The 20,080-nt window shown below is 30.9% G+C and carries 19 protein-coding genes and 1 tRNA gene; 7 read left to right on the top strand and 13 right to left on the bottom strand.

Going from position 1 to position 20,080, the window contains the following annotated elements; translation table 11 throughout:
* The first annotated feature begins 16 nt into the window (after positions 1–16).
* From Q0049_RS13945 to Q0049_RS13960, 4 genes are read left to right on the top strand one after another with little or no spacing between them, the layout of a single operon-like run.
* A complete protein-coding gene (locus Q0049_RS13945; protein WP_298120982.1) occupies positions 17–1,222 on the top strand; it encodes an AGE family epimerase/isomerase in 1,206 nt (401 codons plus the stop codon).
* 2 nt (positions 1,223–1,224) lie between these two features.
* Entirely contained in the window at positions 1,225–2,262 is a 1,038-nt protein-coding gene (locus Q0049_RS13950; RefSeq protein ID WP_298120985.1) for a carbohydrate binding domain-containing protein, read from the top strand.
* Positions 2,263–2,287: 25 nt separating this feature from the next.
* Positions 2,288–3,514 carry a glycoside hydrolase family 26 protein gene (locus tag Q0049_RS13955; protein WP_298120986.1) on the top strand — a complete coding sequence of 409 codons (1,227 nt, stop codon included), beginning with the start codon at positions 2,288–2,290 and terminating at the stop codon, positions 3,512–3,514.
* A gap of 9 nt (positions 3,515–3,523) precedes the next feature.
* A complete protein-coding gene (locus Q0049_RS13960) occupies positions 3,524–4,798 on the top strand; it encodes a beta-galactosidase (protein ID WP_298120989.1) in 1,275 nt (424 codons plus the stop codon).
* Between the two features lie 69 nt (positions 4,799–4,867).
* Here the strand turns inward: Q0049_RS13960 and bglX are convergent, their stop codons facing one another.
* The 8 genes from bglX to Q0049_RS14000 all read right to left on the bottom strand — a co-directional run bounded on the left by bglX (position 4,868) and on the right by Q0049_RS14000 (position 13,663).
* Entirely contained in the window at positions 4,868–7,153 is a 2,286-nt protein-coding gene (gene bglX, locus Q0049_RS13965) for a beta-glucosidase BglX (protein WP_298120995.1), read from the bottom strand.
* Between the two features lie 6 nt (positions 7,154–7,159).
* Positions 7,160–8,530 (bottom strand): sialate O-acetylesterase, encoded by a 1,371-nt coding sequence (locus Q0049_RS13970; protein WP_298120998.1) that lies wholly within the window; start codon positions 8,528–8,530, stop codon positions 7,160–7,162.
* Positions 8,520–9,626 carry an SGNH/GDSL hydrolase family protein gene (locus Q0049_RS13975; protein ID WP_298121001.1) on the bottom strand — a complete coding sequence of 369 codons (1,107 nt, stop codon included), beginning with the start codon at positions 9,624–9,626 and terminating at the stop codon, positions 8,520–8,522. Before Q0049_RS13975 ends, Q0049_RS13970 begins: the two co-directional genes overlap by 11 nt.
* A 265-nt stretch (positions 9,627–9,891) precedes the next feature.
* Complete coding sequence (locus Q0049_RS13980; protein ID WP_298121004.1) at positions 9,892–10,086, bottom strand: hypothetical protein; 195 nt, start codon at positions 10,084–10,086, stop codon at positions 9,892–9,894.
* A 120-nt stretch (positions 10,087–10,206) separates the two neighbouring features.
* On the bottom strand, positions 10,207–11,631 hold the full coding sequence (locus tag Q0049_RS13985; RefSeq protein WP_298121007.1) for an MBL fold metallo-hydrolase: 1,425 nt from the start codon (positions 11,629–11,631) through the stop codon (positions 10,207–10,209).
* A gap of 76 nt (positions 11,632–11,707) precedes the next feature.
* Positions 11,708–12,511 (bottom strand): sulfite exporter TauE/SafE family protein, encoded by an 804-nt coding sequence (locus tag Q0049_RS13990; protein WP_298121009.1) that lies wholly within the window; start codon positions 12,509–12,511, stop codon positions 11,708–11,710.
* Positions 12,512–12,575: 64 nt separating this feature from the next.
* Positions 12,576–13,205 carry a Crp/Fnr family transcriptional regulator gene (locus Q0049_RS13995; protein ID WP_298121011.1) on the bottom strand — a complete coding sequence of 210 codons (630 nt, stop codon included), beginning with the start codon at positions 13,203–13,205 and terminating at the stop codon, positions 12,576–12,578.
* Positions 13,206–13,207: 2 nt separating this feature from the next.
* A complete protein-coding gene (locus Q0049_RS14000; RefSeq protein ID WP_298121013.1) occupies positions 13,208–13,663 on the bottom strand; it encodes a DUF1801 domain-containing protein in 456 nt (151 codons plus the stop codon).
* A 110-nt stretch (positions 13,664–13,773) separates the two neighbouring features.
* On the opposite strand from Q0049_RS14000, the gene Q0049_RS14005 reads away from it, so the two are divergent.
* Both Q0049_RS14005 and Q0049_RS14010 read left to right on the top strand, forming a co-directional pair.
* A complete protein-coding gene (locus Q0049_RS14005; protein WP_298121014.1) occupies positions 13,774–14,883 on the top strand; it encodes a DUF3667 domain-containing protein in 1,110 nt (369 codons plus the stop codon).
* 2 nt (positions 14,884–14,885) lie between these two features.
* Complete coding sequence (locus Q0049_RS14010) at positions 14,886–15,914, top strand: M28 family metallopeptidase (RefSeq protein ID WP_298121016.1); 1,029 nt, start codon at positions 14,886–14,888, stop codon at positions 15,912–15,914.
* 44 nt (positions 15,915–15,958) lie between these two features.
* Here the strand turns inward: Q0049_RS14010 and Q0049_RS14015 are convergent, their stop codons facing one another.
* Positions 15,959–16,420: a hypothetical protein gene (locus Q0049_RS14015; RefSeq protein WP_298121018.1), complete on the bottom strand. Its 462-nt coding sequence runs from the start codon at positions 16,418–16,420 to the stop codon at positions 15,959–15,961.
* Between the two features lie 122 nt (positions 16,421–16,542).
* Here Q0049_RS14015 and lpxD point away from each other — a divergent pair, with 122 nt between their 5' ends.
* The gene (gene lpxD / locus Q0049_RS14020) at positions 16,543–17,529 is read left to right on the top strand and encodes a UDP-3-O-(3-hydroxymyristoyl)glucosamine N-acyltransferase (RefSeq protein WP_298121021.1); all 987 of its coding nucleotides are present in this window, start codon (positions 16,543–16,545) and stop codon (positions 17,527–17,529) included.
* A 60-nt stretch (positions 17,530–17,589) separates the two neighbouring features.
* On the opposite strand, the gene Q0049_RS14025 is transcribed toward lpxD, so the two are convergent.
* The 4 genes from Q0049_RS14025 to Q0049_RS14040 form a co-directional block, all read right to left on the bottom strand.
* Positions 17,590–17,663, bottom strand: a tRNA-His gene (locus Q0049_RS14025).
* Positions 17,664–17,725: 62 nt separating this feature from the next.
* Positions 17,726–18,442 (bottom strand): bacillithiol biosynthesis deacetylase BshB1, encoded by a 717-nt coding sequence (gene bshB1 / locus Q0049_RS14030; RefSeq protein WP_298121022.1) that lies wholly within the window; start codon positions 18,440–18,442, stop codon positions 17,726–17,728.
* A 54-nt stretch (positions 18,443–18,496) separates the two neighbouring features.
* Positions 18,497–19,555: a chorismate-binding protein gene (locus Q0049_RS14035; protein WP_298121025.1), complete on the bottom strand. Its 1,059-nt coding sequence runs from the start codon at positions 19,553–19,555 to the stop codon at positions 18,497–18,499.
* A complete protein-coding gene (locus Q0049_RS14040) occupies positions 19,552–19,980 on the bottom strand; it encodes a hotdog fold thioesterase (RefSeq protein ID WP_298121028.1) in 429 nt (142 codons plus the stop codon). The genes Q0049_RS14035 and Q0049_RS14040 overlap by 4 nt, the downstream gene beginning before the upstream one ends.
* Between the last annotated feature and the right edge of the window lie 100 nt (positions 19,981–20,080).

The following is a 20,080-nucleotide window of genomic DNA, read 5'->3' on the forward strand; positions in this document are numbered from 1 at the left end:
TTAAAAAATTGATGTAATGATATATGAAAAGGAAACTTTAAATTTCAATTCTTTTTTAGATAAAATCCATGTAGAATTACATTCGATTTTAGACTATTGGGAAAAAAATTCCATCGATGAAAAATTTGGCGGATTTACAGGCGAAATTGATTTTAATGATGTAAAAAATGAATTCGCAGACAAAGGTTCTGTTTTAAATGCTAGAATTCTGTGGTCTTTCTCAGCGGCTTATCCAGTAACTAAAAATCCGAATCATTTGGCTATTGCCGAAAGAGCTTTCCGTTATATTGATAAATACTTTTATGACAGCGAATTCGTTGGAATTTTCTGGTCACTAAACCATGACGGAACTCCAAAAGATACTAAAAACCAAATTTATGCGCTAGCATTTACCATTTACGGATTATCAGAATTTTATAAAATTTCTAAAAATCAAGAAGCACTTCAACTTGCCATAAATCTATACAATTCAATAGAAAAATACAGTTATGATGAGGAAAATGAAGGCTATTTTGAAGCTTTTACGCGTGATTGGCAACCCATAGAAGATTTGCGTTTAAGTGATAAAGATGCCAACGAAAAGAAAACGATGAACACGCATTTGCACATTGTGGAAGCTTATGCAAATTTATTTCAAGTTTGGCCCGATTTAGAACTGAAAGACAAAATCAAAAAACTACTTTACGTAATTAGTATTTATTTTATTGATAAAAATACGTGGCATTTAAAACTATTTTTTGATGAAAATTGGATAGAAAAACCCGATGTAATCTCCTATGGACACGACATCGAAGCGGCTTGGTTATTACAATGGTGTGCAGAAGTAATAGAGAATAAAGATTTGATAGAAAAGTATCAAAAATATGCTGTCGAAATGGCAAAAGTCACCAAAGAAGGAATTGATATTGATGGCGGATTGTGGTATGAATTTGAACCTGAAGAAAATAAATTAATTTCTGAAAAACATTGGTGGCCACAAGCCGAATTATGGATTGGAATGATCAATGCTTGGCAATTAACCAAAGATGACGAATACCTAAAAATCACAGAAAAGAACTTTGAATTTGTACAAAAATATATTTTAGACATACAAAAAGGCGAATGGATATGGGGAATAAATCAAGACTATTCTAAAATTGAAAAAGACAAAGCTAGTTTTTGGAAATGTCCTTATCATAATTCTCGCGCTTGTTTAGAATTAATTAAACGTTTATCTATTTAATAATGGCAAGAAATATAATTATACTGTTCGTATTCATAATAAGCTTAAATACATTAGCTCAAAAAAATCTAGTTCTCAATGGCGGATTTGAAATGGAGTTAAATAATTGGCGTGGTGATGTTGCCAAAATTTCACCATTCGATAAAAAAGCAGGAAAAGGAAGTGCCATAATTACTCAATATACTGGCGCTGAATGGCAAGCTATTGATCAAATCATTAGCATTCCAAAAAACACAGCTGCTATTGAATTTAGTGGTTGGATAAAATCAGATGCTGTTGAAAAAGGAAAAAACGATTGGAACACTGGTAAATTTGACATCGAGTTTTTAAATTCAGGAGAAAAAGGAATTCAAAACGAAAATGTGGCCTCGGTAATAGGAACAACAACTTGGACTTTTTACAAAAAAACAATTACTATTCCAGTTTCAGCTTCAAAATTTCGAATCATGTTAGCCTTAGGACAAACCAATGGAACGATATTATTTGACGAAATAAAAGCCATTCCAATATCTCAAGAAGAATTAAATAAAATTCAAGAAGCAGAAAATGCTAAACGAATGCCAACAGTAATTTCAGGAAATTTTGAAAATAAACCTATAGAATTATCCAACGGAAATTTCGAAAACGGTATTAATTCATGGCGCGGAAATGCAATTACTTCAACTACAATTTTTAAAGAAGGAAAAGCATCATTGATATTAAATTCTACAACTTTCGATTGGACAGGAATTGACCAAATTGCAGATGTTCCAGATAATGCAACTTCAATAACTATATCGGGTTGGTTAAAATCAGATAACATAAAACAAGGAAAAGAAACTTGGAACAACGGATTATTAAATGTAGAATTTACAGGAAATGATAATCAAAAAACAAGTGATGATCAAAGTATAACTTTTGTTAATGGTTCAACCGATTGGACCTATTATTCTAAAACTTTTCCACTACCAAAAGGAACAAAAAGATATAGAATTATGCTTGCTTTAGGTTTTGCTTCGGGTACTTTGTATGCTGATGATGTAACTGTGAGTTTCAAATAAATGTCTAACAAATAATAAAAATGCTATGAAAAAAATTTTTATTTCTATTCTTATGTCAGCTATTTTGACTCTGAATTCATGTTCTAAAGACGATTCTACAAACGACGAACCAGATGTTGTTGATCCTCCAGTGACTGTTGTCGATCCAGTAACACCTCAAAATGTTAGAACCTTTATGGTTGACCAAAATGCAACCGATGAAACTGTTGCACTATTCTATAATTTAAGAAAACTATCACAGACTAAATTTGCTGTTGGACATCAAGATGCATTCAATGCCTTTTATGGTGCTGGAGGCAATTCTGATATTAAAAAAACTACTGGTCATGATCCTGCACTTTTAGGTTCTGATTTTATGTTTATTACCGACAAAAGTAATGATGGTCAGGCAAGTAATTGGTTTTTCCAACAAGAAAATAAAATTATTCAAGACACAAAAGAAGCCTATTCAAAAGGAATGATAAATATTTTTTGCTGGCATTTACGCGAACCTAACAATGAAGATAGTTTTTACGCATCCGATATGACATCTGAACAAAAAAACACAGCTTTTAGAAGCATTATGCCTGGTGGAGCAAATCATGATTGGTATAAATTAAAATTAGATAAAGTAGCTTCAGTTCTTTCAAATTTAAAAGATGCTAATAATAAATTAATTCCTGTAATTTTTAGACCTTTTCACGAATTTGACGGAAGTTGGTTTTGGTGGGGCGCAAATTATTGTTCACCAAACGAATACAAAACAGTTTTTCAGTTCACGGTTGACTATTTGAAAAATACTAAAAATGTACATAATATATTGTACTCATTCGCTCCAGACAACACCTACTCTACTTCGTCAAGTTATTTAAGTCGTTATCCTGGTGATGGTTATGTAGATGTTTTAGGTATGGATAATTATGGAGATTTTAATAACCAAGGTACAAATGGTTCTAATTTGGCAAATAATAAATTGAAATATTTATCAGATTTAGCTATTGAAAAGAAAAAAATTGCCGCATTAACTGAAACTGGTTATCGTGTAACTAATACAACTCCACCAATAACAAATTGGTTTTCAACCTATTTATATGATGCGATGACTAAAAACAATGTTCAATTAGCTTTTGTAATGTTTTGGAATAATGGTAATGGAGGTTATTATGTTCCAACTCCATCAGCTACAAACGCTTCTGATTTTAATAGTTTTGTTATCAAACCAAAAGTTGTTTTACAAAACACATTGCCTAATATGTACGTTTTACCTAATTAATTTTCAATAATGAAAAAAACAATTCTTTTAGTATTTCTAATCGTTTTAACAACTTCTTGTTCGTCTCAAAAATACATTTCTGTAAAAGATAATCAATTTATAAAAGACGGAAAGCAATACAATTTTATTGGGACAAATTATTGGTATGGCGCAATGATTGGTGCTAAAAACGGAGATAGAACGCGACTTTTAAAAGAATTAGATGAATTAAAAGCTAACGGAATTACTAATCTTAGAATTCTAGTTGGCGCTGAAGGTGGCGATCAAGATTTTACAGTTACACCAGCATTGCAAACGGAAAAAGGAAAATACAATCAAGAACTACTTGATGGTTTAGATTTTGTTCTTGCCGAAATGGGCAAACGTGATTTAAACGCCATTTTATATTTAAATAACAACTGGGAATGGTCTGGCGGAATGGCAAAATACCTGGAATGGAACGGTTACGGAAAAGTTCCAAATCCGAATATTACTCCAAATACGTGGCCTCAATTTATGAATTTTACTTCGCAATTTCATTCGTGTGAACCTTGTAAAGACGATTTCAAAAAGCACATGCAATTTATTATCGGAAGAACCAATTCGTATACCAAAAAGAAATATACCGAAGACAAAGCAATCATGGCTTGGGAAGTTGCCAATGAACCTCGTGTTTTTACTAAAGAAAATGAAGCGGCTTTCACCAAATGGTTAAACGAAACGGTTGACGAAATTAATCGTTTGGATAAAAACCATTTAATAACAACTGGTTCTGAAGGTAAAGCAGGTTCGAACGACGATTTGGCTACTTTTGAACGCACACATACCAATAAAAATATCGATTATGTAACGATGCATATTTGGCCAAAAAATTGGGGTTGGTATAAAATGGAAGACGAAAAAGGCTCAACACCTATTGCCATTGAAAAAACAATTGCTTACATCGACGAACATATTGAAGTTGCCAAACGATTAGAAAAACCAATTATTTTGGAAGAATTTGGATATCCAAGAAGTCAAGAAAGTTTGGATAGAAATGCTTCAGTAGAATTTAGAAATCAATTTTACAAGGCCGTTTTTGAACGATTAGAAAAAGCAATAAAAGATAACGAACCATTTGTTGCCTTAAACTTTTGGGGTTACGCCGGAATTGCAAAAAACAATCCAAAAGACGGAAAATGGAAAGTTGGAGTAGATTTCACAACTGATCCACCGCAAGAACCACAAGGTTTGAATTCGGTTTTTTCAGAAGAAATTTCTACTATGAATTTGATTAAAGAATATAATTTGAAAATTCAAAAATAAAAAAGAGAATTAGAAACTAGCCCAACTCTCTTTTCACTTAAACAAAATATTTATTTATAAATTTCTTTTTTATTTTAATTCAAAAATACTTTCTAAACCAATATCAGAATTACCACCAACCATTACTTTAAAAGTTCCTGGTTCAACAAGATAATTTCCATCATTGTCATAAAAACCTAATTCATCGTTAGAGAGTGTAAAAGTTACCAATTTGGTTTCTCCTTTTTTTAGTTCAACCAATTCAAATCCTTTTAACTCTTTTACCGGACGAGATAAACTTGCAGCAACATCTCTAATATATAATTGAACAACTTCTTTACCATCAAAATCACCTGAATTAGTAAGTTCAACTGAAACTTTTACTTTTTCTTCTTTTTTATAACTTGACTTATCTAAACTTAGGTTTTTGTATTCAAACGAAGTATAACTCAAACCAAAACCAAAAGGAAACTGTGGTGTTTTTTCAACATCCGTATAATGCGACCAAAAAACATTTTTATCAGCATTAGTAGGTCTTCCTGTATTATGAAAATTATAATAAATTGGACATTGACCAATATTTCTTGGAAAACTCATTGGTAATTTTCCACTCGGATTGTAATCGCCATAAAGAACTTGTGCAATTGCATTACCAGATTGCGTTCCAAGATGCCAAGCTTCAACAATAGCAGGGATTTTTTCTGAAGCCCAAGGCAAAGCTAACGGACGACCATTATTTAAAACCAAAACAATATTAGGATTTACTTTATAAATTTCCTCTAATAATTCTTGTTGCACACCAGGCAAATCAAGACTTGTTCTACTTCGTCCTTCACCCGATTGAAAACCATGTTCACCCAAAACCATCACAACAACATCTGCAGTTTTAGCTATATTTTTTGCTGCTTCAAATCCGCTTTTATCTGTGGTGTTGAAAACCAATTCATCAACGAAAGTAGTTTTTCCAACTGTTAAATCAGCTCCTTTTTCAAAAACCAATTGATTTCCTTTATACTGTTGCATTCCTTCTAAAACAGAAACTGCTGTATTATCATCAGAGGCAATTCTCCAACTTCCAAGCGGACTCGTTTTGTCATTTGCTAATGAACCAATCAATGCTATTTTTTGACCAGATTTTTTTAAAGGAAGTAATTTTCTTTCGTTTTTTAATAAAACTATAGATTTTCTTGCCATATCTAAAACTGCATCATTGTTAGCTTTACTTCCAATAACTTCTTTCTCCCTTTTTTTATCGCAATATTTAAAAGGATCATCAAAAAGTCCCAATTCAAATTTTACTCTAAGAATTCTGCGAACAGCATCATCAACTTTCTTGATGTCAACTTTTCCTTCATTTACTAAACTCACCAGTTCATTTACATAAAGGTACGATTCCATATCCATATCTGAACCCGCATCTACAGCTTTTTGAGAAGCCTCTTTTCCATCTTGGGCAAAACCATGATTGATCATTTCTCTAATTGAAGCCCAATCAGAAATTACAAAACCGTCAAAATTCCATTTTCCTTTCAAAATATCACGTTGCAAAAATGAATTACCTGTTGCAGGAATTCCATTTAAAATATTAAAAGAATTCATAAAAGTTCGAACTCCAGCATCTTTTGCAGCTTTAAATGGAGGTAAAACAGTATTATATAATGTAGCATTTCCAATATCAACTGTATTGTATTCTTTTCCTGATTCGGCAAATCCATAAGCTGCAAAATGTTTGGCACAAGCTGCAATCGTATTATCTTTTAATAAATCTTCTCTTTTGTCGCCTTGAAATCCTTTCACTCTAGCTTCTGCAATTTTACTTCCTAAAAATGGATCTTCGCCTGCACCTTCCATAACTCTTCCCCAACGTGCATCGCGAGAAATATCAACCATTGGTCCAAAAGTCCAATTTATTCCTGATGCGGATGCTTCACTTGCTGCTACTTGAGCTGATTTTTTTATAGCTTCTAAATCCCAGCTTGCAGCTTCAGCTAACGGAATTGGACTTAACGTTTTATAACCGTGAATTACATCAAAACCTATTATTAATGGAATTCCCAAACGTGTTTGCTCAACTGCTATTTTTTGAACAGCGCGAACTTGTTCAACACCACGAACGGTTAGCATTGAACCAACCCAACCTTTTTTTAAATGTTCATATTTTAGTTCTGCCGTTCCGCCTTTTGGTGCAGGACCAGTTACTTCCCAAAAACCGTTGTATTGATTCATTTGACCTACTTTTTCTTCTAGTGTCATTTGTTTCATTAATAAATCAATGCGCTCTTCAGTAGTTTTTGTTTTATCTAAATGAGATTTTGTTTGTGCGTTCATAGTTGTGATTGCAAAAAGCATAAATAGAGTAATAGATTTTATTTTCATAGTTATTTATTCAGAAATAAAGGTTGATGCAGGTAAATTTGCTTTATTAAACAATTGCGATTGTGCTGTATTTGTCCATGCAAAACGTGCTTTAATTGGTTTTTTTACCTTATCGGAAGTTAGGATTACTTCATTGTTTTTGATTTCTGCTTTCGCCAAATAATACACATTATCTGTACCCGCAATTTCAAATTGATTGGATTTCTTATCTTTAAAATACAATCCATCGGAATAGTCAAAACTTACTATGATTTTACTTTTACTTATTTTAAGATCCTTAAAAAGTGGTCCGTTTACTAAATTTGAATTGGTTTTGTAAGTATTCACTAAAGCTAAATTTGCCAATCGAATTCCTACTGATTTTTTATTTTTAGGATGAATATCATCAATTGGTGAAATATCACTTGTTACAACCATTCCTGTTTTAGAAAGTTTTAAAGTGCGTCTTTGAAAATCTCTAACTTCTGCACCTCCAAAATGATTTTCGCCATATTGATAAGGAGCAATTTGTACGTAATAAAACGGAAACTCATCGTTCCAAAGTTCTCTCCATGAAGAAATTAAGGTTGCAAAAGTTTTATCATAAATAGTTGAACCTACATTACTTTCTCCTTGATACCAAATTGTTCCCGCAATTTTAAAACCAACAATTGGATGAATCATAGCATTGTAAGTGAGCGTTGGTTTGACTGGACAATATTCATTTGGTTCATAATTTGCAGTTGCTTTAAGCAATTCAGGTTCTTTTTTGAATACTGATTCTGGCATCCATACTTCCGCAGAAGTTCCACCCCAATTGGACGAAATTAATCCTATGGGCACATCTTTTAAATCTTCTTGCAAGCGTTTGGCAAAAAAATAACCCACAGCACTAAAATTTTTCATTGTTTCTGGTGTGCATTCTACCCAATTTCCTGTTAGATTATTTTGCGGATATGAAGCACTTTTTTTTGGCACTGTAAAAAAACGAATGTTAGAAAAATTAGCCTTCTTTACTTCTTCATCATCATTTTCAATTCCCCAACTTGCAGACATTTCCATATTAGATTGTCCAGAACACAACCACACCTCGCCTATCAAAATATTATTTAATATTACTTCATTATATCCTTTAAATAGAATAGAAAATGGTCCGCCTTCTTTTGGTGTTGGAATCGTGATTTGCCAATTTGCATGACTATCAGCGATAACTTTATATTCTTGATTGTTCCAAGATGGTGTGATTTTAATTTCTTCTTTTGGATTAGCCCAACCCCAAATTTTAATTTCAGAATTACGTTGCAAAACCATATTATCAGAAAAAATAGTTGGCAATGAAATATTTGCCATAATCGAATTAGAAATTATAAATAGCAATAGGAATAATTTATTTCTCATTTAAAAGTTTTTTAAAAAATGATTCTAATTGTTGAGCCATTAGTTTATGATCTTCAATATCTGGATGATACCCACAACCTTTAGGTTCCATAGGAGCATATTCAAATAGTGCGATTTTTTTATGTTTTTTATCCTTTTTAAAAGCTGCAATAACCCTTTTCAAACACTTTACTAAAATAGTGTTTTTTTCTCCTGAAACCATTGGACTGTTTAGCAAAACGATTCTTGTTTTTGGGGAATGTTTATAAACTGTTTTAATAAAATTAATATAGTTAGCTACATATTTTTCCTCATTGAATGGAAGTCGTTTTTTTACTCCATCGCCATCAGACAAATCGTTTGTACCCAAACAAATACTAACTAAATCAGGTTGAAAATTAAAATCATAAGGTTTTGAATTGTCTTTATTTAGATATAAATTTTCATAAACATCGGGCATAATTGCTTCTTCAATATGCTCATCATTCCAATTGCGGTACATTCCAATTCCTGAAACTGAACTCAATAAAAAATCAGTATTCAAAGCTCTTGATAAAATTGGTCCATAAGCCCAATAAGCATTGTGTTGGTCAAACCATTCGCCAGTTCCACAAGGAATTTCTTTGGTATCGTTACCCATTCCACAGGTTATTGAATTACCTATGAATTCTATCTTTTTTTTCGTCTGATGATTTATTTCTGTAACTGTCGCTGTAGTTCCGTCAAAAAGTACGCCTCCATTTGATGCCTCTGTTGCTTTGTAAATAGTTAATTGATGTACTTTGTTATTTGTAGTAATTGCAATAGGATAAGTTTTTGCTAAACCTTTTTCAATTTTTAATCTGCCTATGTATTCACCGTCTAATTCTATAGAAACATAATTATGGTGTTCCCAAGTATCAATACTTTGAAGTTTAACGTCACATTTGTCACCAATAAAATTAAATGAAACTGACGACGCAGATGAAATTAAAATGACACTGTTATTATTTGTTTTTTCAACTCTTCCTTGATAAATAAAGTTATCTCCTTGATTATTAGCAGATGTTTTCTTATCTCCATGAAATAAAACTGAACCAATAATCAAAGAAAATAGTGCAATGAAATTTGTATTCATAAAAACATATTAAAATTAGCAATTGAATGTAAAAATATCTTTTAATCAATAAACAATTTGATACAAAAATGTCAAAAACTAATGCAAAATAAGTTTTTTACGATTAAAAATTGATGAAAAATAAATCGGTTCTTTTCTTAATCTACAGATAAATAATTACTTATCCTATACTTTTAGTAAAAATAGAAGCTTAATTGGATATTTTAGCATAAAAAAAAGTGCTCGAAAACTCGAACACTCTTTATAAATATATTAAATCTGAATATTATTTAGCTTCTTCCGCTTTTTTGTGTGCACAACATCCACCTTTTTTCTCTCCTGCTTCACATGACTTTTTCTCTTCAGTTGAAGACGCTTTTTCAGTTTTAGCTTTTCTCTTTTTTTGTTTTGGCTCTTGAGCGTTAACGTTCATTGAAAATAAAAACGCTACTACAGCTAACATTGATGCTACTTTTTTCATTTTTTATATTTTTTTTAAATTAATGTTTCTTTACTTATTTATAACAAATAGTGTTCCAAATATACTATTTAATTTATTAAACAAAAATAAATTAACTTTTATTTTTGTTGCTTATTCAACCTATTTTAAAGTTGATGGACAAACATAATTTGTCGTTTTAATTCCTGTATTTCTTATTGCGGCAAAACCTCCTAAAACATTAATTACGTTATGATATCCACGAGCTTTTAATATTGAAGCAGCAATCATAGAACGATAACCTCCAGCACAATGCAAGTAAAAGTTTTCTTCTTTAGGAAACTCAGCTAAATGTTCGTTTAAAAAATCTAAAGGTGTTGAAGGAACATCTAAAATATGTTCGGAAGTATATTCACCTGGCTTTCTTACATCAAAAACTGGAACTTTTTTATTGTCATTCTGAACTTGATTCAGAATCTCATCCAATTTTTCTGCTGTAACAGAAGTAACTGTATCATATTCTAAACCAGCATTTTTCCAACTTTCAAATCCTCCTTTCAAATAACCTAAAGTATTGTCATATCCTACTCTCGCTAATCTTTTAATAGTTTCTTCTTCTCTACCTTCTGGAGTAACTAAAAGAATTTCTTGCTTACTATCTAAAATCAGAGCACCAACCCAAGGAGCAAATTGTCCGTCAATTCCAATAAAAATTGATTTTGGAATATGTCCTTTTTCAAAATCGTCTTGGTTACGAACATCTAAAATCAAAGCCTCCGTTTCGTTAGCAACTAATTCAAATGTTTTTACATCAAATGCTTTCGCTTCTTTAATAATATCTTCCACATTTGCATAACCTTCTTTATTCAACTTCACATTCATAGGGAAATAAGCTGGCGGTGGCAATAAACCATCGGTAACTTCTGAAATAAATTCATCACGCGTCATGTCGGCACGAAGCGCATAATTTGTTGCTTTTTGATCACCAATACTTCCTATCGTTTCTTTACTTAAATTTTTTCCGCAAGCACTTCCAGCACCATGCGCAGGATAAACAATTACATCATCTGCTAAAGTCATCACTTTATTACGCAAACTATCAAAAAGAATTCCAGCTAATTGTTCTTGTGTCATTTCGGCTGCTTTTTGTGCCAAATCAGGTCGACCAACATCTCCTAAAAATAAGGTGTCTCCACTAAAAAGAGCATAATCTTTTCCATCTTTATCTTTCAATAAATAACATGAACTTTCCATGGTATGACCTGGCGTATGAAGACATGTAATAGTTATTTCTCCCAATTGAAAAACTTCACCATCTTTAGCAATATGCGCATCAAAAGTTGGATTAGCACTTGGACCATAAACAATTGGAGCTCCTGTTTTTTGAGCTAATGTTACATGTCCGCTGACAAAATCGGCATGAAAATGTGTTTCAAAAATGTATTTTATTTTGCCTCCATTGGCAGTAGCTTTATCAACATACGGTTGCACCTCACGAAGTGGATCAATAATGGCAACCTCACCATTGCTTTCTATATAATAAGCACCTTGTGCTAAACAACCTGTATAAATTTGTTCTATTTTCATTTTCTGAATATTATTGGTACAAAATTAAATAATATGATTCTTTAAAATTGTATCAATTGTTACAATTAGCATTTTATTATGATAAAATTATTTCTTTTATAATGATGTAAATTCCCATAGCGAGTACAAACCATCCAAAACATGTTTTGAGTTTTTCGCCTTCAATTTTTTTAGAGAGATAACTTCCAATAAAAACTCCAATTATAGAACAAACTGTAAAGGTTAGAATCAAATTCCAATTTAAATTTTGTTCAGGACGAATATCACCAATAAAACCTATTAATGATTGTGCAGAAACAATAAACAGAGAAGTTCCAACAGCCATTTTCATGGGAGTTTTGGCAAGAAATAATAATGCTGGAATAATTAAAAATCCACCACCTGCACCAACGAATCCTGCAACTAAACCAATAAAAAGTCCTTGAGTGAAAATTGATGTATAGTTTAGTTTGGTATCATCATTAACTATTTTTTCTCTCAAAGGTTGTATCATTCTCACTGAAGCAAAAATCATTACGATGGCAAAAACAACCATTATCAAAACCGATTTATGCAATACAAATGAAGTTGTAGAAAAAATAACATCTGGTAAATTAGGTACAATGAATTTTCGAGTTAAGAAAACGGCAAGAATTGTAGGAATACCAAACAAAACCACTTTTTTAAAATCAACTAACTTTTGTTTTGCCTTTTGAACACCTCCAAAAAGAGCTGTTGTTCCTACAACAAATAAAGAGTATGCAGTTGCAAGAATAGGCTCAACACCCATAATATAAACTAAAATTGGAACCGATAAAATTGAACCGCCACTACCTATTAACCCTAAAGTTATTCCAACAAAAACGGCTAAAATGTATCCTATGACTTGAGAAATTTCCATTTACTAAATTTTGTGGAACAAAGGTTCGTCTTTATACTTTTAAATTAGGTAACTATTGTTACAATTATATAACAATTTCAATTGAAGCTCTATGCAATTTTATTCTTCCTTGGTTCTCTAAAGCTTTTAATAATCTGGAAACAACAACTCGGGATGAATGCAAATCATATGCTATTTCTTGATGTGTATTTTTAATGTGATTTGTTTTATTGATTTTTGCTTTGTCAAAAAGATAGTTCAATAAACGCTCTTCCATATTCATAAATGCCAAATTATCAATTGCAGATAGCATTTCTTTCAGTCGATTGTTATAGCTATTGAAAACAAAATTTCGCCACGATTTATATTTACCTAACCATTCTTCCATTTTATTTATTGGAATCATAATTAGTTTCACATCGGTTTCTGCAACAGCTTTAATTTCGCTTTTAGTATCTCCAAGACAACAAGCCATTGTCATGGCACAAGTATCTCCTTTTTCTATAAAATATAACACTAGTTCTCCTTCGTCAAAATCTTCTCTTAAAATTTTGATTGCTCCTTTCAATAATAATGGCATATTTTTGATATAATCACCAAAATCAATCAGCACATCTCCTTCTTTAAAATCATAGATTTTTGATACTTGAGCTATTTCTTCAAGAAGTTTTTCTTCAAAAATGAGACAGTAATTTTCTTTTATTATATCTAACATTATTACTTTTTTAGCACTTTTTCATATTCAGAAATCCATTGCTCGACAGTAATTTTTGAAAGTAATTCACCTATTAGCTCAAAAGGAATATCATCAATTTTCTTGAAACGAATGCAACTTTTTCCCATATCCAATTTAGATTTACAATATTTTGGATATTCTGAAGAGAACCAATCATGAAGATTTTTATCAGAATAAACCATCATATGATAAATGTTTATGGAATTCTTTTGAGAAGCTATTGCAAAAAAAGGCAAAGGATCTTTTGTATTACAATGATAACCATTTGGATAAATTGAATGAGGCACAACATATCCTAGCATACCATAACTCATTTGCTCTTCAAAACCTTTAGGAAGATTTTTCAAAGTTACGTCACGAAGTTTTTGCATTACTTCTTTTCTATCTTCAGGAAGTTCTGAAATGTATTGGTCTGGTGTTTTAGCTGATGATTGCATTTTTCTAAATGTATTTGTAACAAAAATAAAATTTTATAACTAATTGAGCGTATCAAAAGTAAAACTAATTTTTTTTATATAGATTTACAACATAAAATATTGTTTAGTCTATGTCGCACAAAAGTCCTTTAAGAGAAGATAAAACTTGTTTGAATTGCAATCATGTTGTTGCAAGTCGTTTCTGTCCTAATTGTGGTCAAGAAAACACCGATACACGTAAAACATTTTATCATCTGTTTGTGCATTTTTTTGAAGATTTAACGCACTATGAAAATGCTTTTTGGAAAACCATAAAAAATCTTTTACTTAAACCTGCATCTTTAAGTAAAGAATATCTATCTGGGAAACGTTTGTCATACCTTGCTCCTGTACGATTGTATATTTTTATAAGTTTTGTAACTTTCTTTTTGATTGCGGTGATTCCTAATAATGAAGATAGCTTTGGTAAAGGATTTCAGGATGGGTTAAAAAAAACAGAATCAAAAAGTTCAAAAAATTCAAAAGTAGAAATTGACACGATTTATACAGAGCAACAAAAAATTATCGATTTAGAAAAAAAAGGTATTATATCAAAAAAAGATTCTGATTCAATTCAGAAATTTATTAAGGATTCAAAAGAAAAAGAATTATTAGATGATAAATCTGAATTTACAATTTTAGGTAAAAAATATAAATCTGTTGAGGAATTAGATTCTATTCAAAAATATTCTCCTGAATCCGAAAAACTTGGAGATTTTGAATATTGGTTTACTAGAAAAGCACAACTAGTTCAGGATAAATACACTGGAAAGGAAATTAAAGAAAAATTTATTGAATCGTTTGTACATAATTTACCTAAAGCATTGTTTATCTATATGCCTTTGTTTGCCTTTGTTTTATGGTTATTTCAAAACAAAAAACGTTGGTATTACTTTGATCATGGTATATTTACATTGCATTATTTTTCATTTTTACTTTTATCATTATTGATATTAAAAATTGAAAGTTTTATTTTAGGACATCTAAGCGAATATCTTTTTTTTAGAGTCATCGATTATATATTTAAAAGTGTGGCTGTTATCTATATGTTTTACTATTTCTTTCCTGCACATCACCGTTTTTATAGTGAAAAAAGAATTGTTTCAATCATAAAAGGAATTGTAATGTTTTTTATAAATTTATTTTCAGTTATTTTTATCTTGATGTTCTTAGCAATATATACATTTATAAATATCCATTAAATATGAAAAAAATACTATTAACAAGCATAATTTCAATAACTCTTTTATCTTGTTCCACATCAAAAATTACAGAGAAAGAGAAAAAGCCACTTGATGTTCCTAGTTACATTAGTTCTATCACAGCAGGAGAACTAAAAACACATTTAACCATTATTGCATCTGATGAAATGCAAGGAAGAAACACTGGAAGTGAAGGCCAAAAAGCAGCAGGAAAATATATCATTGAACAGCATCAAAAAAATGGTCTTTCTTTTCCAAAAGGTGCCAGTGATTTTTATCAAAAAGTACCTTCTGAATTTATGAAAAAAGGATTTAGTCCAAAACTTCCTGATTCAGAAAATATTTGGGTTTTTATTGAAGGAAGTGAAAAACCTGAAGAAATTGTTGTGGTTTCTGCTCATTATGATCACGTAGGTGTTAAAAATGGTGTTATTTATAATGGTGCAGATGATGATGGATCGGGAACTGTTGGTTTGATTGAAATTGCAGCGGCTTTTCAAAAAGCAAAAGATGAAGGAAATGGACCGAAACGTTCTGTTTTAATCCTTCATGTAACTGGAGAAGAACATGGTTTACATGGTTCAAGATATTATGCTGAACATCCATTATTTCCTCTAAAAAATACAGTTGCTGATGTCAACATCGATATGATTGGTCGTCGTGATGATTTACATCCAAATACAAATAATTATATATATGTAATTGGTTCCGATTATCTTTCAACAGATTTATTCAACGTTTGTGAGGAAATGAATAAAAAATACATCGGTATGGAACTGGATTATAAATACAATGATAAAGCCGATAAAAATAGATATTACTATCGTTCAGACCATTATAATTTTGCTAAAAACGGAATTCCATCTGTATTTTATTTTAATGGAAGTCATGCAGATTATCATCAACCAACTGATGATGTAGAAAAAATTGAATTTGATGCTTTGGCAAAAAGAACTCAATTGGCTTTTGCAACCGCTTGGGAAATTGCAAATAGAGAAAATCGATTAGTGGTTGACAAATCAGATAAATAATTAAGTAATAAAAAAACTCCTGAAAATTCAGGAGTTTTTTGTTGTTAAAATCGTTCAATATATTCTTTTAATAAATTTTCAGAAAAAAATAATGACGAATAAGAATCATTAGCTTGAGGGTTATTTTTTTCAAATTCAGCTAATTGATTAAAGTATTTTTTTAGTTGATCTTGGGTTAGTAATTTTCTGTAATCTTGCTCTTGTCTAATTAATGTTTTTATAAATAAATTAGTATCTTTTTCATCTTCAGAAACTACCATTTTCTTATAAATTGGAAGAATTTCTCTGTATTGATTAATAAATAACTCCTTGAAAATTGGGTTTTGCTCTTCGGTATAATTCACTATACCAAAAGTAATTTTACCTTTAGTTTGCCAATAGGCAGTTTCACCTTCTTCACCTTTTTGAACAAAATTTTGAATTACCGCAACCTTCAACTTAATTGATTTTTCAAATTGTCCTAAAGCTACAATAGGCAATAAAAATAAAAGGAAAATGTATTTCATAATTTTATCAAATAAAAAAACAAATTTATAATTTTTTAAATAATCTAAATGGTTTTATCTAAATATTAGTGAATGTAAAAACAATTCACTTAATTTGGAATCTCAAACCAAACTAAACCTAAATGAAAAACCTTACTATTCAAGAGATTAACACTGTTTTAAATGGTGAAATCATAGGAAAAACAACCCATTCAATAACCGCACCTGAACAACTTGATTTAGCAAAAGAAACAGAAATTTCTTTCATAGGCAGTAAAAAATATGAAAAATATTGGGTAAATTCTAATGCGAGTGCTGCTATTGTAAATGAGGATATTTCTATTGAACCTGGTGAAAACAAAGTTTTTATCAAAGTAAAAAATGCTGATTTAGCAATGTCTCAAGTGCTTGAAATGTTTGCACCTGATGCTCCACAATTTGATGAAATGATTCATCCAACGGCAGTTGTTCATCCAACAGCAAAAATTGGAAACGGAACAAAAATTGGTGCTGGATGTTATATTGGTCCTAATGTTGAAATTGGAGATAATGCTATACTTTATCCAAATGTTACTATTTTAGACCATTCAATAATTGGTCAAAATACCATAATCTGGTCTGGTGCTGTTGTAAGAGAACGATGCCATGTTGGAGCATTTTGTATTTTACATCCAAATTGTACTATTGGAGCAGATGGTTTTGGCTTTAGACCTTGTCCTGAAAAAGGATTGGTAAAAATTCCTCAAATTGGAAATGTGATCATTGGAAATGGCGTTGAAATTGGTGCAAACTCTTGTGTTGATAGAGGAAAATTCAGTTCTACTGTTGTGGGTGATGGATGCAAGATTGATAATTTAGTTCAAATTGGTCATAATAGTAAGTTAGGAAAATGCTGTATTATGGCTGGAAATAGTGGATTAGCAGGTTCAGTAACCTTAGGAAACGGAGTAATCATTGGCGGTAGTGCTTCTATTAAAGATCACACTACAATTGGAGATCGAGCAATAATTGGAGCAGGTTCAGGTGTTGCAGCCGATGTTGAAGCAGGAAAAACAATGTTGGGTTATCCAGCTGTTGAAGCTCGTACGGCTTTAAAACAATGGGCAATTTTGAAAAGAATGGCAGAATAATTTATAAAAAGTTATAAAAACAAAAAAAGCCTTGAATTTCTTCAAGGCTTTTTAATTATGGGTGGCTGACCGGGTTCGAACCGGCGACCCGCGGCACCACAAACCGCTACTCTAACCAACTGAGCTACAACCACCATTTTTAACGAGTGCAAATGTATTGCAAAAGTTTCTTTTTACAAAGAAAAATTTAAAAAAATTATTTCAAATCGCTTAAGCTATTGACTGTCAAATATCTTTCTACAGTAAATCCTTCAGCATAATCCACTCCTACTATTCTTCCTAAATCTTGCGCACGATATTTAACACTATCTAGGAAATTTTTCGAACTTATTGGCGATTCAGGTTCGTTAGTATTTGGATTATAAAATTGTGAACTGTAGGCTAAAATAGATTGCATTTTAACTTCTATAAAATCAGATATATCTACAACAAAATCTGGCTCAAGGTTTTTCCATTGCATGTAATGATATACTAACTTTGGTCGCCATGCACTTTGCTTTTCACCATTACTTTCGGTTTCAATCATTCGCAAACCTGATAAAAAACAAGCATCAGAAACTAATTTACTTCCTTTACCATGATCGATATGTCGGTCATCAATGGCGTTACAAAGTACAATTTCAGGTTGATACTTTCTAATCATTTCTATAATTTTCAACTGATGAGCTTCATCGTTTACAAAGAATCCATCGCGCATATCAAGATTTTCTCTTACAGAAACTCCTAAAATTTGAGAAGCTTTGGCCGATTCAGAATTACGAATTTCTACCGAGCCACGTGTTCCTAATTCACCACGTGTTAAATCGATAATTCCAACTTTCTTTCCGAGCGAAATTTCTTTTGCAATAGTTCCACTACAACCCAATTCTACATCATCAGGATGAGCTCCGAATGCTAATATATCTAGTTTCATTTTTTATAATTATATTGTTGTATAACGTATTTTTACAAATTATATACTGCCTATTTACAAAACCTTTTTTATCGTCATTGATTTATTTACGGTTTCAATAAACTCTTTTTCAGGATTACTGTCTTTAGTTATTCCGCAACCAATGTATAAATTTACTTCTTTATTTTCAATTTTCATACAACGTAAATTCACAAATAAATCTGAACGATTTTCTTTATATGTTTGGAAATCTTTATTCCATTCGCCTAAAAATCCTGCGTAAAATTCTCTATTATAACCTTCATTTTCTACTATAAACTGTTTCGCTTTATCTTTTGGAAAACCACAAACAGCAGGAGTTGGATGTAACAATTCAATTATTTTTGGAATACTATTTCTGCCATTAATTTTTGCTTGAATATCTGTTTTAATATGAACTAAACTTCCTGCTTGTTGATTATATGGTTTTGAAAAAGTAACATCGTCAGAAAATAACTTTAAATTATTTACAATATAATCGGTTACAATTTGTTGCTCTTTAATTTCTTTATTTTGCCAAATTGTTTCAACATTTTTATCAAAAGTTTGCGTTCCAGCAAGAGAAACTGTTTTAACAAAATCGTCATCAACTTTTAGAAATTGTTCTGGCGTTGCTCCTATCCAAAATCCAATTTCAGGATGAAAGAAAAAATATTTAAAAGCAGTTTTATAATTGAAAACTAATTTTTTGAATACCAATTCCAAATCAAAATTATCAACTTCAATAGTTTCTTTTCTTGATAAAACAACTTTTTCAAAAGTCCCATTTTGAATAGCTTCTACACCACTTTGAACTAAATTTTCAAAATTATTTTTATCTGAAAAATTAATTTCTGATGCAAAATTATTTTCAAAAATAAAATCGGAAGTTGAAACCGTTTCAAAGTAAATATCCGAATTATTTTCAGGAATTAAATACCGTTTTTCGTTATCAAAAGAAACAAAAGCAAAACCACAATCCTCGTTTCTTAATTCAAATAATGAAGTGTCTTTCTGAAGAAGGGCAATTATTTTATCAGAATTAGGTTTGCAATAACAAACAAACGGAAGTTTATTATTGAACTGTTCTTTTACTTTTTGAAATAAGTAACTCATCGTCCTTTGCTCGGTAAAATCATATTGGTCAATTTACAAAGCGAAATTAACTTATCATTTTCATCTACAATTCGGATTTCCCAAAGATGAATACTTGCACCTTTATGAAGAATTTTTGCCGTTGCTGTAACCAATCCTTCTCGTTTACTTCTAACATGATTTGCAGAAATTTCAATTCCTCTAACTTCTTGTTTTTCAGGATTTACAAACATAATTGATGCAGCACTTCCAACACTTTCAGCTAAAGCTACACTTGCTCCGCCATGAAGTAATCCCATAGGTTGATGCACTCTCGAATTGACTGGCATTGTTGCTTTTAGAAAATCTTCACCTGCATCAACATATTCAATTTCAAGAGTTTCCATTAAAGTATTTTTTGACCATTCTTTGCACAATTGAAGCATCTTATCTTTATCAAATGACATAGCTAATAATTTTTATGTAAAGATAATCGGAGAAAAGAGAATAGAAAAAGAAAAAAGATAGTTTTTTAGTACTATTTTCACAAAACAAACGTTTAAACTA

The sequence above is a fragment of the Flavobacterium sp. genome (genome assembly GCF_027484205.1).
Classification (GTDB): Bacteria; Bacteroidota; Bacteroidia; order Flavobacteriales; family Flavobacteriaceae; genus Flavobacterium.